Origin of the sequence: Bacillus sp. S2(2024) (assembly GCF_050474045.1) — a bacterium.
GTDB classification, from domain to species: Bacteria; Bacillota; Bacilli; order Bacillales; family Bacillaceae_G; genus Bacillus_A; species Bacillus_A yunxiaonensis.
In genome coordinates, this window is sequence record NZ_JBFLUS010000005.1 from 12,031 (window position 1) to 30,291 (window position 18,261).

The window sequence follows — 18,261 nt, forward strand, 5'->3', positions numbered from 1 at the left end:
TTCGTTTTGAAGGTAACTAATTTCTTTAGCTTAATAGCGACGGGGCACTATCCCTATATACACTGAGTTTATTAAGGATGGAGAAGGGTGAATACGCTCTGTCCTAATTGATATTATTACACGTAACATATCTTCATAATAATCTTCGATTACTTTCCAATCAATTGGTTTTGTAAATAACTCATCGATTTTTATAACGATGCCATAAAAGGAAGAATAGCGTTTAAAACTGACTCTTTGTTTTGCATATGTAAAGCATGACCTACATTGTTAATTTTAATGTGGGTTGCTTTAGGTAAGAGATGTAATGCTTGTTTAGCATCTTGGTCTCTTATTAACCCTCCAAATTTAGGATCGCTTTGAAGAAGTAAAACAGGACATTGAATTTTAGGAAGTAATCCCTCTATTTTATATTCAGCATAGGTTTCATCAAAGCGTTCAAGAACAGCTGTAAGTACCTCTGGATCATTTTGACTTAAACTTGTTGCTATAAAATTAAATAAAGGATTATCTTCTCCCAATACTTTAGAGGCAAGAACCATGTTTTTTTGATTTGGAATTGAGATTAAAAACTTTTGTTTTAATTCCGAAAGGATATATTCGACTGATTTAGTTTTTGCCAGGTCTCTTTGTAAAATCATCATTTCTCTATTGCCTTCTGTAGTACCTTCTTTTAGAACTTCTAATGAAATTGGGGAATCTCCAATAATTAATGCTTTAACAAGGTCTGGATGATGCGCTGAAACCAAAATGCTGATCATTCCTCCAAGAGAATGACCAAATACAATTGCAGGCTCCTTAATACAGTATTTGATAAAACAGGATATATCCGGAATATAATCTTCTATTACGTAATTTGAATTAATGTTATCTGATTTACCATGACCGCGTAAGTCAACTGCGTATAAATGCCAATGTTGCTCAAGTTCAGGAAGTATAGATTGAAATGACTGCCATCTTGAAGTAGCTGCATGAAGAAATAGTAGAGGTGGTTTAGATGAATTACCACCTTCTGCATAATTTAGATTAACAAATCCTGTATTAAAAACTTTTTCAATCATTTAGAACTCTCCTTTATTTTTATCTATCATTTTGGTGAAATTTTACAGTAAATCATAACCTTTGAGAAGAATTTTTTTATTAAGAAAGAAAATTTTCATTTTGGGGGTACTTCAAAATATTAGCTTGATAGCGATGGATCGGGACCCCTATATAAACAAAAGCGAAGTCTTCAAAGAGACTCCGCCTTTTCAACGTACAATGAATTTCAACAATTACTAGCTACTTCTTAAACATTGTTCTTCATTTACCAACCTGTTTATGCTTTTTTCAAACTTTGCAACAGAACCTTGTCTCTTTATATCTTTCCTAAATATTTGCAACAGAATCAAAATGTTATCATATATGTAATCTTATGCCTGCAAATCTTTTCTCGATGTTTTTTTTCTTATTAGTAAGTCAGCTAGATGCTTACGTGCTGTTTCCATCGGTCCCATGGTAAAGTAACCTAACCATAAAGTAGCAAAGAAAAGCTGCAGTAAACAGATTAATATCCAGACAGAAATGACCGTAAACGAACTAGGATTTCCACCAAACCCCAAGCCCCAACCATAAAATAGAACTGAACACAAAATATTCTGTAATACATAGCAGCTCAAGGACATCTTACCTGCTCTTTCTAGGAATCTCCACAATGAAAAGGAATGGAATTTTTCAACCAACAAGCTAATTGCTCCCATGTATCCAATCGACAGAATCGGGGCAAATATATACCTTACTGGAAAATCAAAATAACCTCCGGGAATAAACAGTAATAAATTTAGAGGTAAGCCAAAAGATAATCCGATTTTCATCATCTTTTTACGAATGTTCCGTCCGTTATCATCATTCGTAAAAGCTCCTTTTCTCATCAACAGAACACCTGTTAAAAATAGAAAAATATTAAAGGGAATAACAAAGATTGCTTCTGTTCGCAAATCCCAAAAATGACTAAGTCGGTATTGAACTTGTTCCAACCACGATCCAATTTGATAAAGGTTAGTGATTTCTTGAGGTGTTGCAAATGACTCACTATTTACTTGATGTACCAGTACACCTAAGCAAACAATTAATATAAAGAAGACATGAATTACTGCAGCACTGATCATCGTTATTCGCATCGTTTTTTCTCCTGCTTTGACGATAAGAGAGACAATAATCGCGGTCATTGCATAAGACATCAAAATGTCGTACTCCAGCACCAAGGTAAAGTGCAGAAATCCTTCGAGAAGTAGAATTAAGGAAATCCATATGTATATTCCTGGCCAAGGACGATTCAATCGTTGCGATTGCTGATATTTTAATTCCAACCCAACGCCAAACATGATGGCTAATAAGCCAAGCAATTTGCCATTAATTAAAGCTAAAAATAAAGTTCGTAAAAAGGCGTCACCCGATAACCACCACTTGTTATGAGTAAAGGTAAATATATAATTCAAATCCCCTAAATGTGCAAAAATCCAAATGTTTGTTCCTAAGGTTCCTAAAATTGCTAATCCCCGTAAAATATCCAGGCTTCGAATTCGTTTGTTGCTTTTCATGTTTCACTCTCCGTTTTCTTAATTTTTTCATTATTAACCATATGCTTACCTTATTTGAAAAAATACCTTATAGGCCTCACCATACATGCCCATCAAGTTAAGATTTTGAAGTATCCCCAAAACAAAAATTTTATCTCTTCATAGTTGTTCATGGGAATTCGGTTCGTTTTTTCGTTTTGAGGGTGACCTGTTTTCTTGAAAACAACTTTGAATTAAAAAGAAGTCTATGATATATAATGATTCAACATTTTTATTAGTATTGAATTTAAAAAACAAAAAGAACTTGTAGGAATCTCTACAGGTTCTTTTTGTTTTAATGAAAGCAAAGGTTACACGGCATAGTTCAATAGATACGAGAGGCAAACTACTTAATGACTGATGTGACAAGTTCATTATATAACAAATATTAACAATTAAGGTTTTAAAAGTTGAAAATTTTGTGAATTATTAAAAATGAGGGATTCATTGTATTTTTGGTTCTGGTGCAAAAACTTCAGGACAATTGCAAGTAATCTCTAAAACTTGGACATACTGATACTATTACTCTAAAAAAGGGGCACGATCAGTATGGAAAAGCAAAATTTGTTTAAATGGAAACATTATCAGCCTGACATTATTTTATTAACGGTAAGATGGTATCTACGGTACAATCTCAGTTTTCGTGATTTGGTGGAAATGATGGAAGAACGAGGCTTCTCTATTGCTCACACAACCATCATGCGTTGGGTTCATCAATATGGTCCTGAGCTGGACAAGAGAGTTCGTCGTCATCTTAAGAAAACCAACGATTCTTGGCGAGTGGATGAGACCTATATCAAAGTCAAAGGACAGTGGATGTATCTGTATCGTGCAGTTGATTCAGAAGGAAATACCATTGATTTTTATCTAAGTAAAACAAGAGACCACAAGGCTGCAAAGCGATTCTTTAAGAAAGCCTTGCGGTCTTTTCATGTTTCAATACCTCGTGTGATAACCGTTGATAAGAATCCCGCCTATCCTGTGGCGATTGAAGAGCTGAAGAAGGAGAAAAAGATGCCTTTAGGCATCCAAATAAGGAAAATAAAATATCTTAATAACATCGTAGAACAAGATCATCGCTTCATTAAAAAGCGAGTTCGTTCCATGTTAGGATTAAAGTCCTTTCGAACTGCCAAACAAATTCTTGCAGGAGTAGAAGCCGTGCATATGATGAAAAAAGGACAAACCCTCCAAGGGGAGAAGTCTGTCCGAAATCAAGTAAACCTCATTCATCAACTATTCGGCCTTCCAGCATAAAATAGATTCCACTAAGAAACTTTTCGCCTCTTTATATCTCTCCTGAAGTATTTGCACCAGAACCATTAAAAAGAAGCAGGTTCATCAAAGGGATGAAATCTGCCCAAAATCGAAAAGAATTCATTGATAAGCTGTTCGGTATCGTATCATAATCCGTAAGTTAGCAGAAAATTCATATCCTACGTTTTTTATAAATTATCTTTGCACCAGAACCTATCGAAGGAAATTGACTTTTTCACTTTCATTACATCTCACTCCTTGTTTGTTCTTTCTGTGTAAATACCCAAAGCCGACTGCTGATATAATTCACAACTACACCAAATCCCGTTGCGACCAGCTTACTAATCCAAAGATTAAATTGATACGTGTCGTATAAGAGAAACAGCAGGCCAAACGAACACAGCAGAGAAGCTCCGTTTACGACAAGAAACTTGACAATCTCCGGCATGTTCACACCGTTTGTAAGACCAAATGTCCATTTTCTATTAAAGAAAAAGCTGTTCGCTGTCCCGCATGAATACGATAGTACCTGTGCTACTGTGTATGGTACTCCTATGAAATGAAGAAGAAAAAAGGTAGCAAAATCGATAGCCGTATTCATTCCTCCTACTATGCAAAAGCGTAAAAACTGAATAACGCCTTGCTTATTGCCCAGCACTTGCGCTCACCTCTTTGTGCGCAGAGACTTCAGCATACGGATTGTTCCGCAGCAAGTAAAGCGGCCGTCCCTTCGTTTCATCGTAAATTCTGCCAACATACTCCCCAAGAATCCCGAGCAGAATAAGCATAAACCCGTTTAACAGCAGCACGCAGGCAATGAGTGATGTCCATCCAGAGACCGTGTTCGTTGTAAACAATCTTTGACATACTGATACCAATAAATAGATAAAGCTCGAGAACGAGATAAAAAAGCCAAGATATGTCGCCAGCTTCAATGGCTTGTGAGAAAATGATGTAATCCCATCCATCGAGAAGCGCAGCATTTTTTTAAGCGGATATTTCGTTTCTCCTGCAAAGCGCTCGTCGCGTTCGTATTCGATTGCTGTTTGGCGAAAGCCTACCCAGCTGACAAGCCCGCGAACAAAGCGATTTTTTTCTCGAACGCTGCGCATCGCTTCGCATACGCGGCGGTCCATTAAACGAAAATCTCCTGTATCAATCGGAATGTCAATCTCAGTTAATGACCGGAGCGTACGGTAAAATATAGCAGCAGTCCATTTCTTGAATAAGGTCTCTCCCTTTCGCTTCGAACGCTTCGCGTACACAACCTCGTAGCCGTCCTTCCACTTTTCGATCATGTCAGGAATCAATTCAGGTGGGTCCTGTAAATCCGCATCAATAATAACAATCGCGTCCCCCCGCGCGTAGTCCATGCCAGCTGTAATTGCAATTTGATGCCCGAAATTGCGTGAGAAGTCAAACAGCTTTACACTATGATCCCGTTTTGAAATCCCCTCTACAATTTCCGCTGTACGATCCTTGCTTCCATCGTTGATGAACAATAGCTCATATGTCTCTTGTAACGACTTCATTACACCTGTTAAACGGCGGTACGTTTCCTCCACAACAGCTTCCTCATTATAGACAGGAATAATAATGGAATACCGAACAGTTTGATTCATCTGATAACCCTCCTAATCTTTTCATAGCTAGCGGCTCGTCGGTGCGAGCCGCGCCTGCTAATCCTTTATTTATTAATTTGATACAGCGTACCTGATCCGCCCATACCCATTGTATTCGACTCGGACGAGCTTCCTTGCCATTCGCTTGTCGGTACCTTTGTGCTGTGCTCCTTAATCCAAGTCAGTACCTCTGAATTGCCTCTACCTGGATCGTTATCTGAAATATAGAAGAATTTGATCTCATTATTTTCCACCATTTTTTGAAGCTTTTCGACCGTAAGTGCAGGGTCTTCTCCTGAGAACCCGCCCATTGTCATAACACAACAATTGTTAAAAAAGGCTTATTCATATTAAATAACTCCATTTCAAACATATTTCACTATTTAAAAGTATTGTCTAGACCAAAGCTATTGGTTTAATGCCTTTTTTCCATAAACTCACTGAAGGAAATATCTTTACCATTCAATTTATTATTAATTTTTTAAAACCTTTCTTTTTTACTTAATTTTTAAGTTACTGTAAGAGTATTTGTAGGTTTTGACTAAAAACTTAAGACTATCTTTACAACACCTTTTTCTGAGCATTTACTATGAAAAAGGGGCCGACCCAAAAGCTCTTAAATAATGAAAATTAACGGAAGTATGTGAAATAGACCACCATCGAAACCTTTGATTTTTTTGAATCGTGCACTTTTACAAGCGTATACATCCTTTTTTCTTAATATTTAAAGGGTGTATTATTCTTTCGCATATTCATAAAGCGTCATTGAGGAATTCCTAGATCCCATCCACCCCTGATCCTTGCTTAGTTTGGATTTTGCATCCTGCCACTTGGAAGCAGGTACTGCAATACAGTTGCTTTTGATCCAATTAATGACCGCTGATTGTTGGTTGCCAAATGACCTTCCTTGAAGAAGGAAATAGCGGACTTCACCGTCATTAACCATCTTCTGCAGCTTCTCCACTGTCATTGCCGGGTCATTTCCCATAAATCCCCCCATTGCCATAACAGGAAGGCCGGTGTCAAGCATGATAGGCGCAGCTGACATCGCATTTAATGTCGCCACCAGGTAGGATCCCTCCCGGTAATTCGACTTTAAATAGTTTTCAAGTTTAGGATTAGATGCCATCCCGTCTCTTTCATGCTGTTTTTTTAGCTCAGGGCCCGCAAACGGTTTTGTTACCGACCCTCCATATTCAATGGGCGTCATGGCCCATGCTGTTGGAGCTGTTACTAGAGCCAGAACACCAGCTGCCATCGTAATAATCGAAATAGCTCTTTTACCTGAAGCATTTAATTTTTGGACAAAGAACAAACAAATAAAAGCAAGTAATGCAAGAACTCCTATTGTAATGGAAAGTGGGTCCCTTAATGTAGGATATTTCCATACTACTGAAATTTCAAAGACCACGGTGCATACCAATGCAAGAGGTAAAAACCATGTTTCTTTTTTTTCTTTTGAACGCCATTGATACCACATCTGTTTAAAACCAGCACCGACTAAGGCAGCAATACCCGGAGCCAACATAACCATGTAATAACTGCTGAACCTTTTTGCAATACTGAAGAAGATGAACATAGTCAAAACCCACACTGTCCAAAGAATGGCCGTTTGGTGCTTTCGATCGAGAGGGCCTCGAAAACGCAAACCCCACAGTAGTGCCACTATACTAATTAAGGCGCCAGGCAATAGCCAGCTGAGCTGTCCATCCAATTCCGGTGTTGTAAACAGTCTAAGAAGGCCCGTATTTCCCGTTTGTCCATATCCTGAAAAATGGTTCCCTGCATTTTGGTGGGCTTGACTTGTATTGTTCCAATCATTTGTCGGCTGACCTTTCTGTGACCCCATGTGGAAATTTCCTTGTTGACCTCGCTGCTGTCCAACGAGCCGGTTGATACCGTTATACCCAATCGCCAACGTCACCATGGAATTATCTTGTGTACTCCCAACATAGGGGCGCTGGTCTGATGGAATCGAATCAACGATAACCGACCAAGATAAGGAAACAACCGTAAGAACGATTGTAGCAACCAATAAGTGAACCAGCTTTTTAGTCCACGTTAATTTTGGGGATATTAAATAAAAAAGATAAAAGGCCGGTAGTACGAGGAATGCCTCCATCATTTTAATGTTAAATCCGACTCCAACTAGAAAGAATGCGAGCACTAACCATTTTAAATGGCTTTGCTCTACTGCTTTACTAATCGCCCAAGTGGCAATCAGTGTAACGAACATGAGCATACTATCAACTTCATTCGTCCGGTCTGCCGCCACAACAATAGGGGTCAGTGCTAAAAATAGTGCTGCTAGCAGCCCGGCCCCACATCCAAACACACGGGTCACAAGATGGTAAAGTAAAGCGACCGCTAACACACCAGCCAAAGCTTGTGGCAGAAATAAGCTCCATCCTTTAAACCCGAAGATATATGCACTTAATGTTTGAAACCAAAAACCAACTGGTGGTTTATCAATTGTTATAAATCCTTTAGGATCAAATGAATTAAAGAAAAAGTTGTGCCAACTATCCAGCATGCTTTTTACTGCAGCAGAATAATAAGTATTTCCATCCCCCTCTTGTCCTAACTTATAAAAATTAAGAATGATGGATAACAATAGAATTGCTGCCAACCATAGATAATGCCACTTAAATTTTGATTTTATTTGACTCATCGAATCTTTTCCCTACCTTTATTTGTTTATCAATAGTCTAAAGTTACGAAAGAAATATTGTTGAAATATGAACTTTTTAGATCAGTTTCGGGTTAAGTAAAGAAAGTGAAACGGTGTCTGATACATCACCTCATTTGACTGTAACAAACTCAACTTGAGAAGCTGTGCTACTCTGTGAATTTGTTGTTGAATAGATAAAATAAGCAATAACTCCATTACTATGCAATTCAGTATCGGATACAATCCTTAACTTTTGCTTAAGTTATTAACTTTGTTATGAATAAAAAAACAGACAGCCATTTTAGCTGTCTATTTAATAAGAAAGGTACAATATGAAGTTATTTATATTATCGGACAAAGCCCTTAACTTTTTCTTAAAATACAATCTAAGAAATATAAAAGAGCCATGCTTTAAAAACATGGCTCTTTACATAACCCGGATTATCGGAAGTTAAATCACTCTTATTTGTCTTGTTCCTCTTCAAAGTGTTTTTCTAATAAGTCATCCTAAGAAAAGATGACCAATTCAATAAATGGGTTCTTTTTTCCTTGCTGGGGATGTTTCAAAAACTGTTGATTATGAAACGTTCATTTTGCCCCCCATATTCTCTTGAAAGTACGTTTCAAAATTACATGCCAAAATCAAAAAGATTGTGGTATAGTTTAAATGAAACGCAAGGGGGAATATACCATGATTTTTGGCTATGCGAGGATCTCAACCAAGCATCAAAATTTAGACATGCAGATTGATGAACTAAAAAAATATGGTTGTGAAGAAATTGTGACGGAACAAGAAAGTGGAGCGAATCAACAGCGGGAACAATTGAATCAACTTTTAAATAAACTACGGAAAGATGACACACTGATAGTCTACAAATTAGATCGCCTGGGAAGAACCATGCAGCAATTAGTCATGTTACTCAATCACTTTCGAGAAAAAGGTATTAACTTTGTTTCTATGAAAGATGGAATTGATACGTCTACTACGATGGGACGATTCTTATATCATATCTTTGGAGCTATGGCAGAAATGGAGCGCGAAGTTATTAATGAACGTGTAAAAAGTGGTATTGCCAGTGCAAAAGCTAGGGGAAGAATGGGGGGCCGGAAAAAGTCTCATTCTGAAAAGCAAATTCAAGGAATGTTAGAGATGATTCGGTTAGGTAGGTCTAAAAAAGAGGTGCAAGAAATTTTTGGTGTTTCACGAACTACTTTATATAGATACATCAAAGAAAGTGAAAAAATACAAGGTTAACCGAGTTTCTACTATATTATGTAGGTGTACGGAGGAAGGAGACTTGTTCTCCGACGACATACACCTTCACCAACCGAAGAGCGGTAGTTTACCTATTTTCTAACGCCTTCCGCTACGCTTCAGTTGTTGGAGAGTTGAGACGAGAGGCGCACACTGATGCCCCTCTCGTCTCAACTCTTACTTTTCTAATGAATCATAGATACAGAGTTTTATACAAATAAGTGGAATAGTAGAAAGAAGTAGGAGTTCTTTATTTCACAGCTTCTTTCAGTTGCTTCCCTGCTTTGAAAGCTGGTACTTTGCCTGCTGCAATTTCAATTTCCTCACCCGTTTGCGGATTACGTCCTGTACGAGCAGCTCGTTCGCGCACCTCAAAGTTACCGAATCCAATCAATTGAACAGAATCGCCTGCTTTCAAAGCATTTTGGATTGTTTCAAATACAGCATCAACCGCTTGAGTTGCGTCCTTTTTTGTTAGTTCTGCTTGTTCTGCCACACTATTGATAAGATCTGTCTTATTCATATTGATTCCTCCAATGGTTACGTATTATATATTACTTACCACATTATTCCTGCATGATTCAACTCAAACCTCTTAAGTTTCCCTTTTTAGGGGAAAATTATCCTTTTTTACACAAAGTCTTTTTCTATATTACAATTTTGATGTGCTGAGAAGGGATTTCTTTTTCAGTCGGGTAAGCGAGGGGCATCACTGCCCCTAACTCCCCTAAGAACCGGACTGGAACCTTTCAATTCATCCGGCTCAAGCCTCCCATTGCAGTTCCACTTGTTGTCGTATCTTCTTCACAATCCTGATGGATAAGTTAAGCGTACGCCGACGCTCCGTTTGGAGGTATACATAACAGGGTTCTGGTGCAAAGATGATTTCAAAAAAACATAGGACATGAATTTCCTATTAACTTACGGATTATGCTGCAATGCCAAACAGTTTATCAATGAATTCTTTTCGATTTTGGGCAGACTTCATCCCTCGGTGAACTTGCCCTTTTTTCATCATATGCATAGCTTCAATGCCACGTACTATTGAAGTAGCAGTTTCATACGTTTTGAATCCCAGCATAGAGCGTACTCTTTTCTTAATGAAACGATGATCCTGTTCTACGATATTATTGAGATATTTCACTTGTCTCATTTGGATGTCTTCAGGCATCTCTTGCTCGTCTTTTAACTGTTGAATGGCTACAGGATACGCTGGATTTTTATCGATGGTTATAACACGAGGCTTAGAAACATGAAAAGACCGCAAAGCTTTCTTGAAGAAGCACTTTGCAGCCTTTTGGTCTCTTGTTTTGCTTAGTAAAAAGTCAATGGTGTTTCCTTCGGAATCCACTGCGCGATATAAATACATCCATTGACCTTTTACTTTGATATACGTTTCATCCACTCTCCATGAATCATTTGTACGTTTTAGATGACGACGAAGTCGCTTGTCCAATTCAGGACTATACTGATGAACCCAACGCATAACGGTCGTATGAGCCATCGATAATCCTCGTTCCTCCATCATTTCCACAAGATTACGAAAGCTCAAGTTGTACCGTAGGTACCATCTGACAGTAAGAAGAATAATATCGGGTTGATAATGTTTCCACTTGAATAAATTTTGCTTTTCCATACTGATCACGCCCCTTTTTAGAGTACTAGTATCAGTATGTCCAAGTTTACTAGATTTCTTGCACCAGAACCCATCCATTGACTGTTTACTTTAATATATGTTTCATTGACTCTCCGGGAGTCATAGGTTTGTTTGAGATGACGACGGACTCTTTTGTCTAATTCAGGACCATACTGATGCACCCAACGCATAATCGTTGTATGAGCAACGATTATGCCCCGTTCTGCCATCATTTCCACCAAATCACGAAAACTGAGGTTGTACCGTAGGTACCATCTTACCATTAACAAAATAATATCAGGCTGATAGTGTTTCCATTTAAACAAATTTTCTTTTCCATACCGATCACACACCCTTTTAGAGTAATAGTATTAGTATGTCCAAGACTTAGAGATTAATTGCAATTATCTTGAAGTTTTTGTACCAAAACCTTTAAGGATATTAAAATCTTTTAAGTTATGAAGCATTTTAAAAGTTCCTTTCAAATGTTTATTGGTTTCCGTATGCCAATATAATTCGATATTTTTTTCAATTATTTGGAGGATTTTATAATAATTGGTCGAATATTACTAAATTGTAGGAAATTACAATAGGAGGTAATATTATGAAAAAAATCGTAGCAGGAACTTTAGCATTCGGAATGGTAATTGGAGCTGGCAGTAGTTTTGCTTCTGCGGAAGAAACAAGTAACATTCCTACAAATGAAGGGGCAACAATCCAAACTAATTTTGAAACTATGAATATCGAATCTTTAGCAATTCAATCCATAACTAAGTCTCAATTTGAAAAAGTTTATGCAGCAATGAAGAAATACGAAGGAACACCATATCATTATGGTGGAAATAGCCCCAAAACTGGATTTGATTGTTCAGGATTAATGCAATGGGGTTATGGTACACAAGGAATTGAATTACCACGTACTGCTCAGCAGCAATATGATTTCACTAAGCGTATTAGTAAAAGCGATCTTCAGCCAGGTGATTTAGTGTTCTTTAAAGGAACAAATGGAAGTAAAACAGGCATTACGCATGTTGGTATGTACATTGGAGGTAATGCATTCTATAACGCTAGTGATTCAAAAGGAGTAAGTGCAGCTAAGTTAGATAATCCTTATTGGAGTCAACATATTGCTGGTTATGGAAGAATCAAATAAGAGATCTTAATACGTTGGCATCAAGCTAATAAAACAAAATACTCTCTAAGGTGAAAAAGTGCTATTCTGGTCTGACCCCATTTGGTGAGACAAAGAAAAGATGCATAGAATCATAGAAAAAGAAAAAGGCGAATCCCTTGTGAGAATAAGGGGACGCCTTTTTCTTTGCTACCTATAATGTTACGTTATGTTAACCAAGCATGTATATAATATTCATCATTCTTTCTGTACGACGGAACAGGTTAATAGGGGAATGTTTTTATATTAATGGTATAATAAGGTAAATTACTGGTGTATCGAAAGGAAAAAAGATGATTAAAAAGGTTTTATTAATTTCATTATCATTACAAATACTCTTTTTTCTTCTTTTTCTTAGCACTGTACTGGCAAGATTACCTGAGCCAGCTCCAACAGTTATTAGTTTGTTGATTGCTTGTATTAGTTTAATTGTTTCCTTAATGTCAATTATTAAAGGAAATAAATCAAAGTTGTCTATAATAGTATTAACATTATCATTTTTAATATTTCTAATGTTTGTATTTGCTATGTTTTTATCAGGAATGTAATACACTTATTGTTTTAAACTAACAGATTTATTAACTTCCGCTAACGAATTTTACGTCAACTAGCTTCTTTTGTAGAGGCTAGTTTTTCTGCTTAGCGTGGTTTTTTTCCGAAATGCTGGCGGTACCCCATCGCTATCAAGCTAATATTTTGAAGTACCCCAAAAATGAAAATTTCCTTTTTCTACAGTTAGTTATTTGGAGAAGTCAGCTCTTTTTTCGTTTTTGGGGTGTTTACTTTTCTTAAGTTGATGGGCATGTATGGCGACCCCTAATACCATATGATTGAAGTTATGTTACAATGATATGTGGATAAATATGGCAAATTATACAAAAATAAGTTATAATTACTTTTGTGTGTATTAATTCTTATATAAAAAATAAGTGAATTTATGGTTAAAAAACAAGCAATTGCACAACAGATAAAAATCAGTGGTTTGTTCTTCGAAATCTACCGCACCATAGAGATATATCCATTGCGATTTTACCTTGATATACGTTCCATTGACTCTCCAGGAGTCATTTGTTTACTTGAGATGACCACGTATTCATTTTTCGAATTCAGAATCATACAAATGAGAGTTCAAATGAAAAGGGGAATTGAAATGAAAAAATTTATGATAGCTCTAACATCTTTGTTCACTGTTTCAGCACTCTCTATGTCTACAGTTTCAGCCGCATCGGACACATCAGAGGCATCAGATGTATTCGATAACTTTGAAGAATTGTCGGCGCATTACAAAAAAGGTATAGATTATACCATTGGAACCCAAGATATACCAAGTTCTGATACAATCATTCTAGCAATTCACGGTGGAGAAATCGAATTTGGAACTGACCAAATAGCAAGAAAAGTTGCCCTAGGTGATTACAGTTACTACATATTTAATGCTAAAATATTTGACGACTTTAATAACGATAAGCGAAATGATTTGCATCTAACTTCTACCCATTATGACGACCCAATAGCTTTGAAAATGGTAGCACAAAAGAACAAAGTTGTTTCTATTCATGGTGCGGAAGGAACAGAAAAACTAGTTTACATGGGCGGACTCGATGAAAAATTAAAGGAGAAGATTACGGGAAAATTGGAGGACGCAGGTTTTCGTATGGGGGATACACCTAACAACTTAAAGGGGACCAACCCGATGAATATCGTAAATAGGGGTAAAACTTTAAAAGGTGCACAATTGGAGATCACCCGTGCTTTGCGTACCGAACTTAAGAATGATAATTCTAAGATGGAGAAATTTAGTAATGCTATTCGATCAGCAATAGCCGAGTAAAAATGATAGTAATTTCCGTACAATTTAAGCTTTTGTAATTTCGTAGAAATGATGGAAGAGCAGGGACAATCTATCCCTCATACGATCATTATACGATGGATACATCAGTATGGTTCTGAATTGAACAAGCGGATACGTCGTCAATTAAAGAAAGTTAATGATTCTTGGTGAGTTGATGAAACGTATATCAAGGTAAAATCGCAATGGATATATCTCTATCGTACGATAAATTCCAAAGGTCATATAATTGATTTGGTTCTGGTGCAAAAATGTTAGTTAGAAACATAGAGTAACAACTTTCTCTTCATTTCGGGGTACTTTAAAATCTTAAGTTGATAGGCATGGGCGGTACCCATAAAAAAATCTCAAAAACGGAGATTTTTGAGATCGAATAACGCGACTTAATATGTTCACCTCAATACTTTTTCCTTATCTTTTCCTCGACTTCTTTTCCTAAGCTTTGAGTTTGTGTATTCTCTGACGGTTGTTTTGAAATCAAATGAATGGCCATTAATATCAACCCTATTCCTACAAGGTGGAACAAAGAGATTTCTTCACCTAATATGAGTATAGAAAGAATAATACTGCTAATTGGCAAAACACCTGTTAATACTCCAGCCGTACTTGCAGGAACTTTTGAGACGCCTTGGTACATAAGAATAAAAGCAATAACCGTTACAACGATACCAAAATAGAATATCAGTCCCCACTCTGAAATGGATACTTTTTCAAAATGAAACCGACTGCCCTCGTAGAGAGAAAACGGTAAAAATAACACAGCACCAAAAGCACTGACAATCGTTGAAATAGCAAGAGAACTCACTTGTTGTGCTACAAGTTTCCCTAATATGATAAATAATGCTTCGCCAATAACAGCACCGAAAATGAGCAAATTCCCTAATACGTGAGAGGACCCACGTGCCACATTTGAAGATGATCCGAAAACATTAATTGCTAATGTCCCTAAAATGGCTAACATAATTCCTATACCGATGTTTTTTGTCAATTTTTCCTTAAGGAGAAGGAAGGCAATCCCCCCAGTGACAGCTGGAATTATACTTGTAATAATTCCACCTTCAATGGCTGTGGTTAATTTCAGTCCATATAACATAAAAATATTAAATAAAAACACACCAAATAATGCCTGTAAAAAAAGGATAAAAAAATCTCTTTTACTAATAGAAGGAATCCCCTCAAATTTTATCAACAAGGGAATCAGAATAAGGGTTGCGACAAGAAATCTTAGTTCGGATGCTACGAATACAGGAAAACTTTGAACAATTAACTTACCTGCTACGACTGAACTCCCCACAATAACCATAGCCAAAATAATTTTTACATTGGGGATTAAATGTTTATTCAATATTCCCTACTCCGCTTTGCTGAAGATGAATGTATCATATCCGTCACTGTATGATATAAATTTTCCGGATATTCAGCTATCCGATGACATAAATACAAGTACCACTCTTTCCCGTAAGTCAAATATACTCTAGAGTTATACCCTTTATTTTTTAAATTACTTAACATATCTGGACGAATTCCATATAGCATTTCTATTTCTACATTAGGTTGACTAAGATATTGACGTTGTTCCATTTCTTTAATAAGAATTTCATCATGTGTAGCTATGGACACAGGATGGTTGGTTTCAACTAATTGTTCTACAAGTTGAAGATACCGTTGATTTAAATCAGTTGACCTAGGCATAGCAATATCCGAAACTTCTTGATAGGCACCTTTTACAACTCGTATTTTTCCTGGATAATGAATGAGTTCTTGAATATCATTATTTGAACGATATAAATGTGCCTGGATTGTTATCCCTACATTAGGGTATTGCTCAGTTATTTTTTTATAGATGGTAAGAATGTCAGCTGTTTTAGATGATTCTTCCATACTTATCATGATTATAATTTCATATGTTTTTGCTCTCTCTGCTAACTCCATTAAATGGATATAAGCTGTTTCCGGATTTATAGACAACCCGATATGCGATAAATCGAGTGATACCGTTTGTTTCATAGACAGAGCACCCATGTCCTCAATAAGATTCAAAAACTCATTTTTTGCTTTACAACATTCCTCTAAATCTTTTGTATTTTCCCCTATATATTCTAGTGAAGTAAGATAACCTTTTGTGAGCAGTTCTTTTGCTGTTGCAATCCCATCATGTCTCGTTTCTCCGGTGACAAACCGTTTCGCAGCTTGTAATAATAACGCATAGAGTTCAGTGGATTGTTGTACATAGGATTTTATATGTTCATTTCGTGCAATCGATTTAAGTGCCTGAGCTACTCGAAATTCTGGTGTAGTCATCACATTTCATCTCCTTTAGAACTGTTTGATCCAACTATAGCATGCTACAATGGTTTGTATTAGTACCATTTCATACAAACTTTTATGGTACCATTTTTGATGAAGGGAACATTTATATGCTTTGGATATCTATTGATCGGTCGTTAGATATACCTTTAATTCGACAGGTTTATCACCAAATACGGGAACGAATATTAAATGGAGAGCTACAATCCGGAGAAAAACTACCATCAACACGGGAACTATCTTCTGAGTTAAACGTGTCTAGGAATGTAATTTTAGAAGCTTATGATCAATTATTTTCCGAAGGTTTTTTGGTTGCTCGACAGGGTTCAGGGACATTTATTGCCGAAGGAACGTATTTAGAACAACATAAAAAATCACCTCTATTTGATTCTTTATCTTGGTGCGAAAAAACAAATCAAGACAGTAACATCATTAATTTTCGTTCAGGGATACCAGCATTGGACTTATTTCCACGTAAGGCATGGGCGAAGTTGTCTCACACTATATGGAATGAAACATCTCCTTCTACGTTTGGATACGATATTCCCGAAGGGCGTCCGGAATTAAGAGAGGTTTTATCACGCTATTTACTGAAAACAAGAGGGGTTTTTTGTCATCCAGAACAATTGGTGATTACTTCCGGTGCAACCCAAGCTTTAACACTTGTTTCTAAGTTACTTTTGTCAACGGGTGACGAAGTGCTAGTGGAAGATCCTATCACCAATGACATTCAAACGATTTTTAAAACTTCAGGAGCCCTCCTTTATCCTATACCAGTTGATGATAATGGGATGGATACATCTTTGCTGCCTTTAAATAAAAATCCAAAGTTCATCTTTATTACTCCTTCTCATCAGTTTCCTTTAGGTGGAACGTTACCGATTCAACGACGGGTTCAATTGATTAACTACTCGAGAAAAATAAATTGTTATCTTGTTGAGGATGATTATGATAGTGAGTTTCGATATGAAGGCTCACCTGTAAGTTCATTACAGGGATTGGATCCGGAGCGTGTGTTATACATAGGTTCATTTAGTAAAATCTTATCACCGGCCCTTAGAATGGGATATTTAGTTCTTCCCTCACACCTTATTGAAAAATGTCGCAGGTTAAAATGGTTTTCGGATCTACATACCCCTTCTTTAGATCAGCTTGTCCTTGCTAAATTTATTGCCGAAGGTTATTTGGAACGGCATATTATAAAGATGAAGAAAATCTATAAAAACCGAAGAGACTTCCTTATCCATCAATTAAAATCAGCATTCTCGAATAAGATCAATATTTTCGGTTATTCTACAGGGTTACATCTGATTGTTGAATTCAATCATTTTCAATCCACAAAAGAATTACTTGCGGAAATCCAACAACTTGGAGTGAAAGTATATCCTGTGGAAGACCACGCCATTGAAAAAGGAAAACAGCATAACCGAATTATTTTGGGTTATGGACATTTAACAAATGAAGAGATAAAAGAAGGCGTGAGCAGGCTACATAGGGCAATATCTTGTATATACTCTCTTTAACGAATAGACTTCTAAACTCAAAATCGGCTCTTTTTATGTTGAGTTTGTTTAGCGTACATTTTCGTTAAAATGTGGGCATGCGGCAGTACCTCAGATAAGATCTGTAGGGAGATTAGTAAGGGAATTGTACATAAAAGTAGAGTTAATTGGCTTAAAATGCGATTCTCAGCGATATATTTTCGTGTTTTTTAGGGAGAAAATGCGATTTTATGAGTTTGTAGTAAAAATAGATATGTATTAGCATTGAAATTGCAATGCGAAAGACTCCTTTTTCATTTTTGGATTACATTTTGTTGGATCTTGTCTGGTGGCAGGGTCTTTTTTTTATGTATTGTTATTGGTTTGGAATAAAGTTTGATAAAAATGATGTTAC

The 18,261-nt window shown here is 36.7% G+C and carries 16 protein-coding genes and 4 pseudogenes; 7 read left to right on the forward strand and 13 right to left on the reverse strand.

The features are described from left to right. Positions 1-30 precede the first annotated feature (30 nt). On the reverse strand, positions 31-201 hold the full coding sequence (locus AB1284_RS24945) for a Tn3 family transposase (RefSeq protein WP_429762106.1): 171 nt from the start codon (positions 199-201) through the stop codon (positions 31-33). Further along, positions 192-1,061 carry an alpha/beta fold hydrolase gene (locus tag AB1284_RS24950; RefSeq protein WP_429761893.1) on the reverse strand — a complete coding sequence of 290 codons (870 nt, stop codon included), beginning with the start codon at positions 1,059-1,061 and terminating at the stop codon, positions 192-194. Before AB1284_RS24950 ends, AB1284_RS24945 begins: the two co-directional genes overlap by 10 nt. Positions 1,062-1,208: 147 nt before the next feature. Between AB1284_RS24950 and AB1284_RS24955 the strand changes: the two are divergent. Continuing rightward, positions 1,209-1,292 (forward strand): annotated as a pseudogene (locus tag AB1284_RS24955) (IS6 family transposase); the annotation flags it as partial. A 120-nt stretch (positions 1,293-1,412) separates the two neighbouring features. Here the strand turns inward: AB1284_RS24955 and AB1284_RS24960 are convergent. Then, the gene (locus AB1284_RS24960; RefSeq protein ID WP_429761894.1) at positions 1,413-2,579 is read right to left on the reverse strand and encodes a DUF418 domain-containing protein; all 1,167 of its coding nucleotides are present in this window, start codon (positions 2,577-2,579) and stop codon (positions 1,413-1,415) included. Between the two features lie 567 nt (positions 2,580-3,146). Here AB1284_RS24960 and AB1284_RS24965 point away from each other — a divergent pair. Further along, a complete protein-coding gene (locus AB1284_RS24965; RefSeq protein ID WP_429761895.1) occupies positions 3,147-3,854 on the forward strand; it encodes an IS6 family transposase in 708 nt (235 codons plus the stop codon). A gap of 244 nt (positions 3,855-4,098) precedes the next feature. Here the strand turns inward: AB1284_RS24965 and AB1284_RS24970 are convergent, their stop codons facing one another. The 4 genes from AB1284_RS24970 to AB1284_RS24985 form a co-directional block, all read right to left on the reverse strand. Further along, on the reverse strand, positions 4,099-4,512 hold the full coding sequence (locus AB1284_RS24970) for a GtrA family protein (RefSeq protein ID WP_429761896.1): 414 nt from the start codon (positions 4,510-4,512) through the stop codon (positions 4,099-4,101). Continuing rightward, on the reverse strand, positions 4,499-5,476 hold the full coding sequence (locus AB1284_RS24975; RefSeq protein WP_429761897.1) for a glycosyltransferase family 2 protein: 978 nt from the start codon (positions 5,474-5,476) through the stop codon (positions 4,499-4,501). Before AB1284_RS24975 ends, AB1284_RS24970 begins: the two co-directional genes overlap by 14 nt. Before the next feature lie 65 nt (positions 5,477-5,541). After that, positions 5,542-5,787 carry a hypothetical protein gene (locus AB1284_RS24980; RefSeq protein ID WP_429761898.1) on the reverse strand — a complete coding sequence of 82 codons (246 nt, stop codon included), beginning with the start codon at positions 5,785-5,787 and terminating at the stop codon, positions 5,542-5,544. 425 nt (positions 5,788-6,212) lie between these two features. Beyond that, positions 6,213-8,147: a glycosyltransferase family 39 protein gene (locus tag AB1284_RS24985; protein WP_429761899.1), complete on the reverse strand. Its 1,935-nt coding sequence runs from the start codon at positions 8,145-8,147 to the stop codon at positions 6,213-6,215. 691 nt (positions 8,148-8,838) lie between these two features. Here AB1284_RS24985 and AB1284_RS24990 point away from each other — a divergent pair. Further along, positions 8,839-9,402 (forward strand): recombinase family protein, encoded by a 564-nt coding sequence (locus AB1284_RS24990; protein ID WP_429761900.1) that lies wholly within the window; start codon positions 8,839-8,841, stop codon positions 9,400-9,402. A gap of 250 nt (positions 9,403-9,652) precedes the next feature. Here AB1284_RS24990 and AB1284_RS24995 read toward each other — a convergent pair whose 3' ends face one another. The 3 genes and pseudogenes from AB1284_RS24995 to AB1284_RS25005 form a co-directional block, all read right to left on the reverse strand. Next, on the reverse strand, positions 9,653-9,925 hold the full coding sequence (locus tag AB1284_RS24995; protein ID WP_429761901.1) for an HU family DNA-binding protein: 273 nt from the start codon (positions 9,923-9,925) through the stop codon (positions 9,653-9,655). A 405-nt stretch (positions 9,926-10,330) separates the two neighbouring features. Beyond that, a complete protein-coding gene (locus tag AB1284_RS25000) occupies positions 10,331-11,038 on the reverse strand; it encodes an IS6 family transposase (protein ID WP_429761902.1) in 708 nt (235 codons plus the stop codon). Between the two features lie 71 nt (positions 11,039-11,109). Next, positions 11,110-11,322 (reverse strand): annotated as a pseudogene (locus AB1284_RS25005) (IS6 family transposase); the annotation flags it as partial. Between the two features lie 320 nt (positions 11,323-11,642). Between AB1284_RS25005 and AB1284_RS25010 the strand changes: the two are divergent. Next, a complete protein-coding gene (locus AB1284_RS25010; protein WP_429761903.1) occupies positions 11,643-12,191 on the forward strand; it encodes a C40 family peptidase in 549 nt (182 codons plus the stop codon). A gap of 982 nt (positions 12,192-13,173) precedes the next feature. Here AB1284_RS25010 and AB1284_RS25015 read toward each other — a convergent pair. Continuing rightward, positions 13,174-13,302, reverse strand: a pseudogene (locus tag AB1284_RS25015) (DDE-type integrase/transposase/recombinase); the annotation flags it as partial. A 57-nt stretch (positions 13,303-13,359) separates the two neighbouring features. Here AB1284_RS25015 and AB1284_RS25020 point away from each other — a divergent pair. Both AB1284_RS25020 and AB1284_RS25025 read left to right on the forward strand, forming a co-directional pair. Further along, entirely contained in the window at positions 13,360-14,040 is a 681-nt protein-coding gene (locus tag AB1284_RS25020; RefSeq protein ID WP_429761904.1) for a poly-gamma-glutamate hydrolase family protein, read from the forward strand. Between the two features lie 18 nt (positions 14,041-14,058). Then, positions 14,059-14,301: pseudogene (locus tag AB1284_RS25025) on the forward strand (DDE-type integrase/transposase/recombinase); the annotation flags it as partial. Between the two features lie 154 nt (positions 14,302-14,455). Here the strand turns inward: AB1284_RS25025 and AB1284_RS25030 are convergent. After that, positions 14,456-15,403 (reverse strand): DMT family transporter, encoded by a 948-nt coding sequence (locus tag AB1284_RS25030; protein ID WP_429761905.1) that lies wholly within the window; start codon positions 15,401-15,403, stop codon positions 14,456-14,458. After that, on the reverse strand, positions 15,400-16,359 hold the full coding sequence (locus AB1284_RS25035; protein WP_429761906.1) for a proline dehydrogenase family protein: 960 nt from the start codon (positions 16,357-16,359) through the stop codon (positions 15,400-15,402). The genes AB1284_RS25030 and AB1284_RS25035 overlap by 4 nt, the downstream gene beginning before the upstream one ends. Positions 16,360-16,475: 116 nt before the next feature. On the opposite strand from AB1284_RS25035, the gene AB1284_RS25040 reads away from it, so the two are divergent. Beyond that, positions 16,476-17,888 carry a PLP-dependent aminotransferase family protein gene (locus AB1284_RS25040; protein ID WP_429761907.1) on the forward strand — a complete coding sequence of 471 codons (1,413 nt, stop codon included), beginning with the start codon at positions 16,476-16,478 and terminating at the stop codon, positions 17,886-17,888. Positions 17,889-18,261 lie beyond the last annotated feature (373 nt).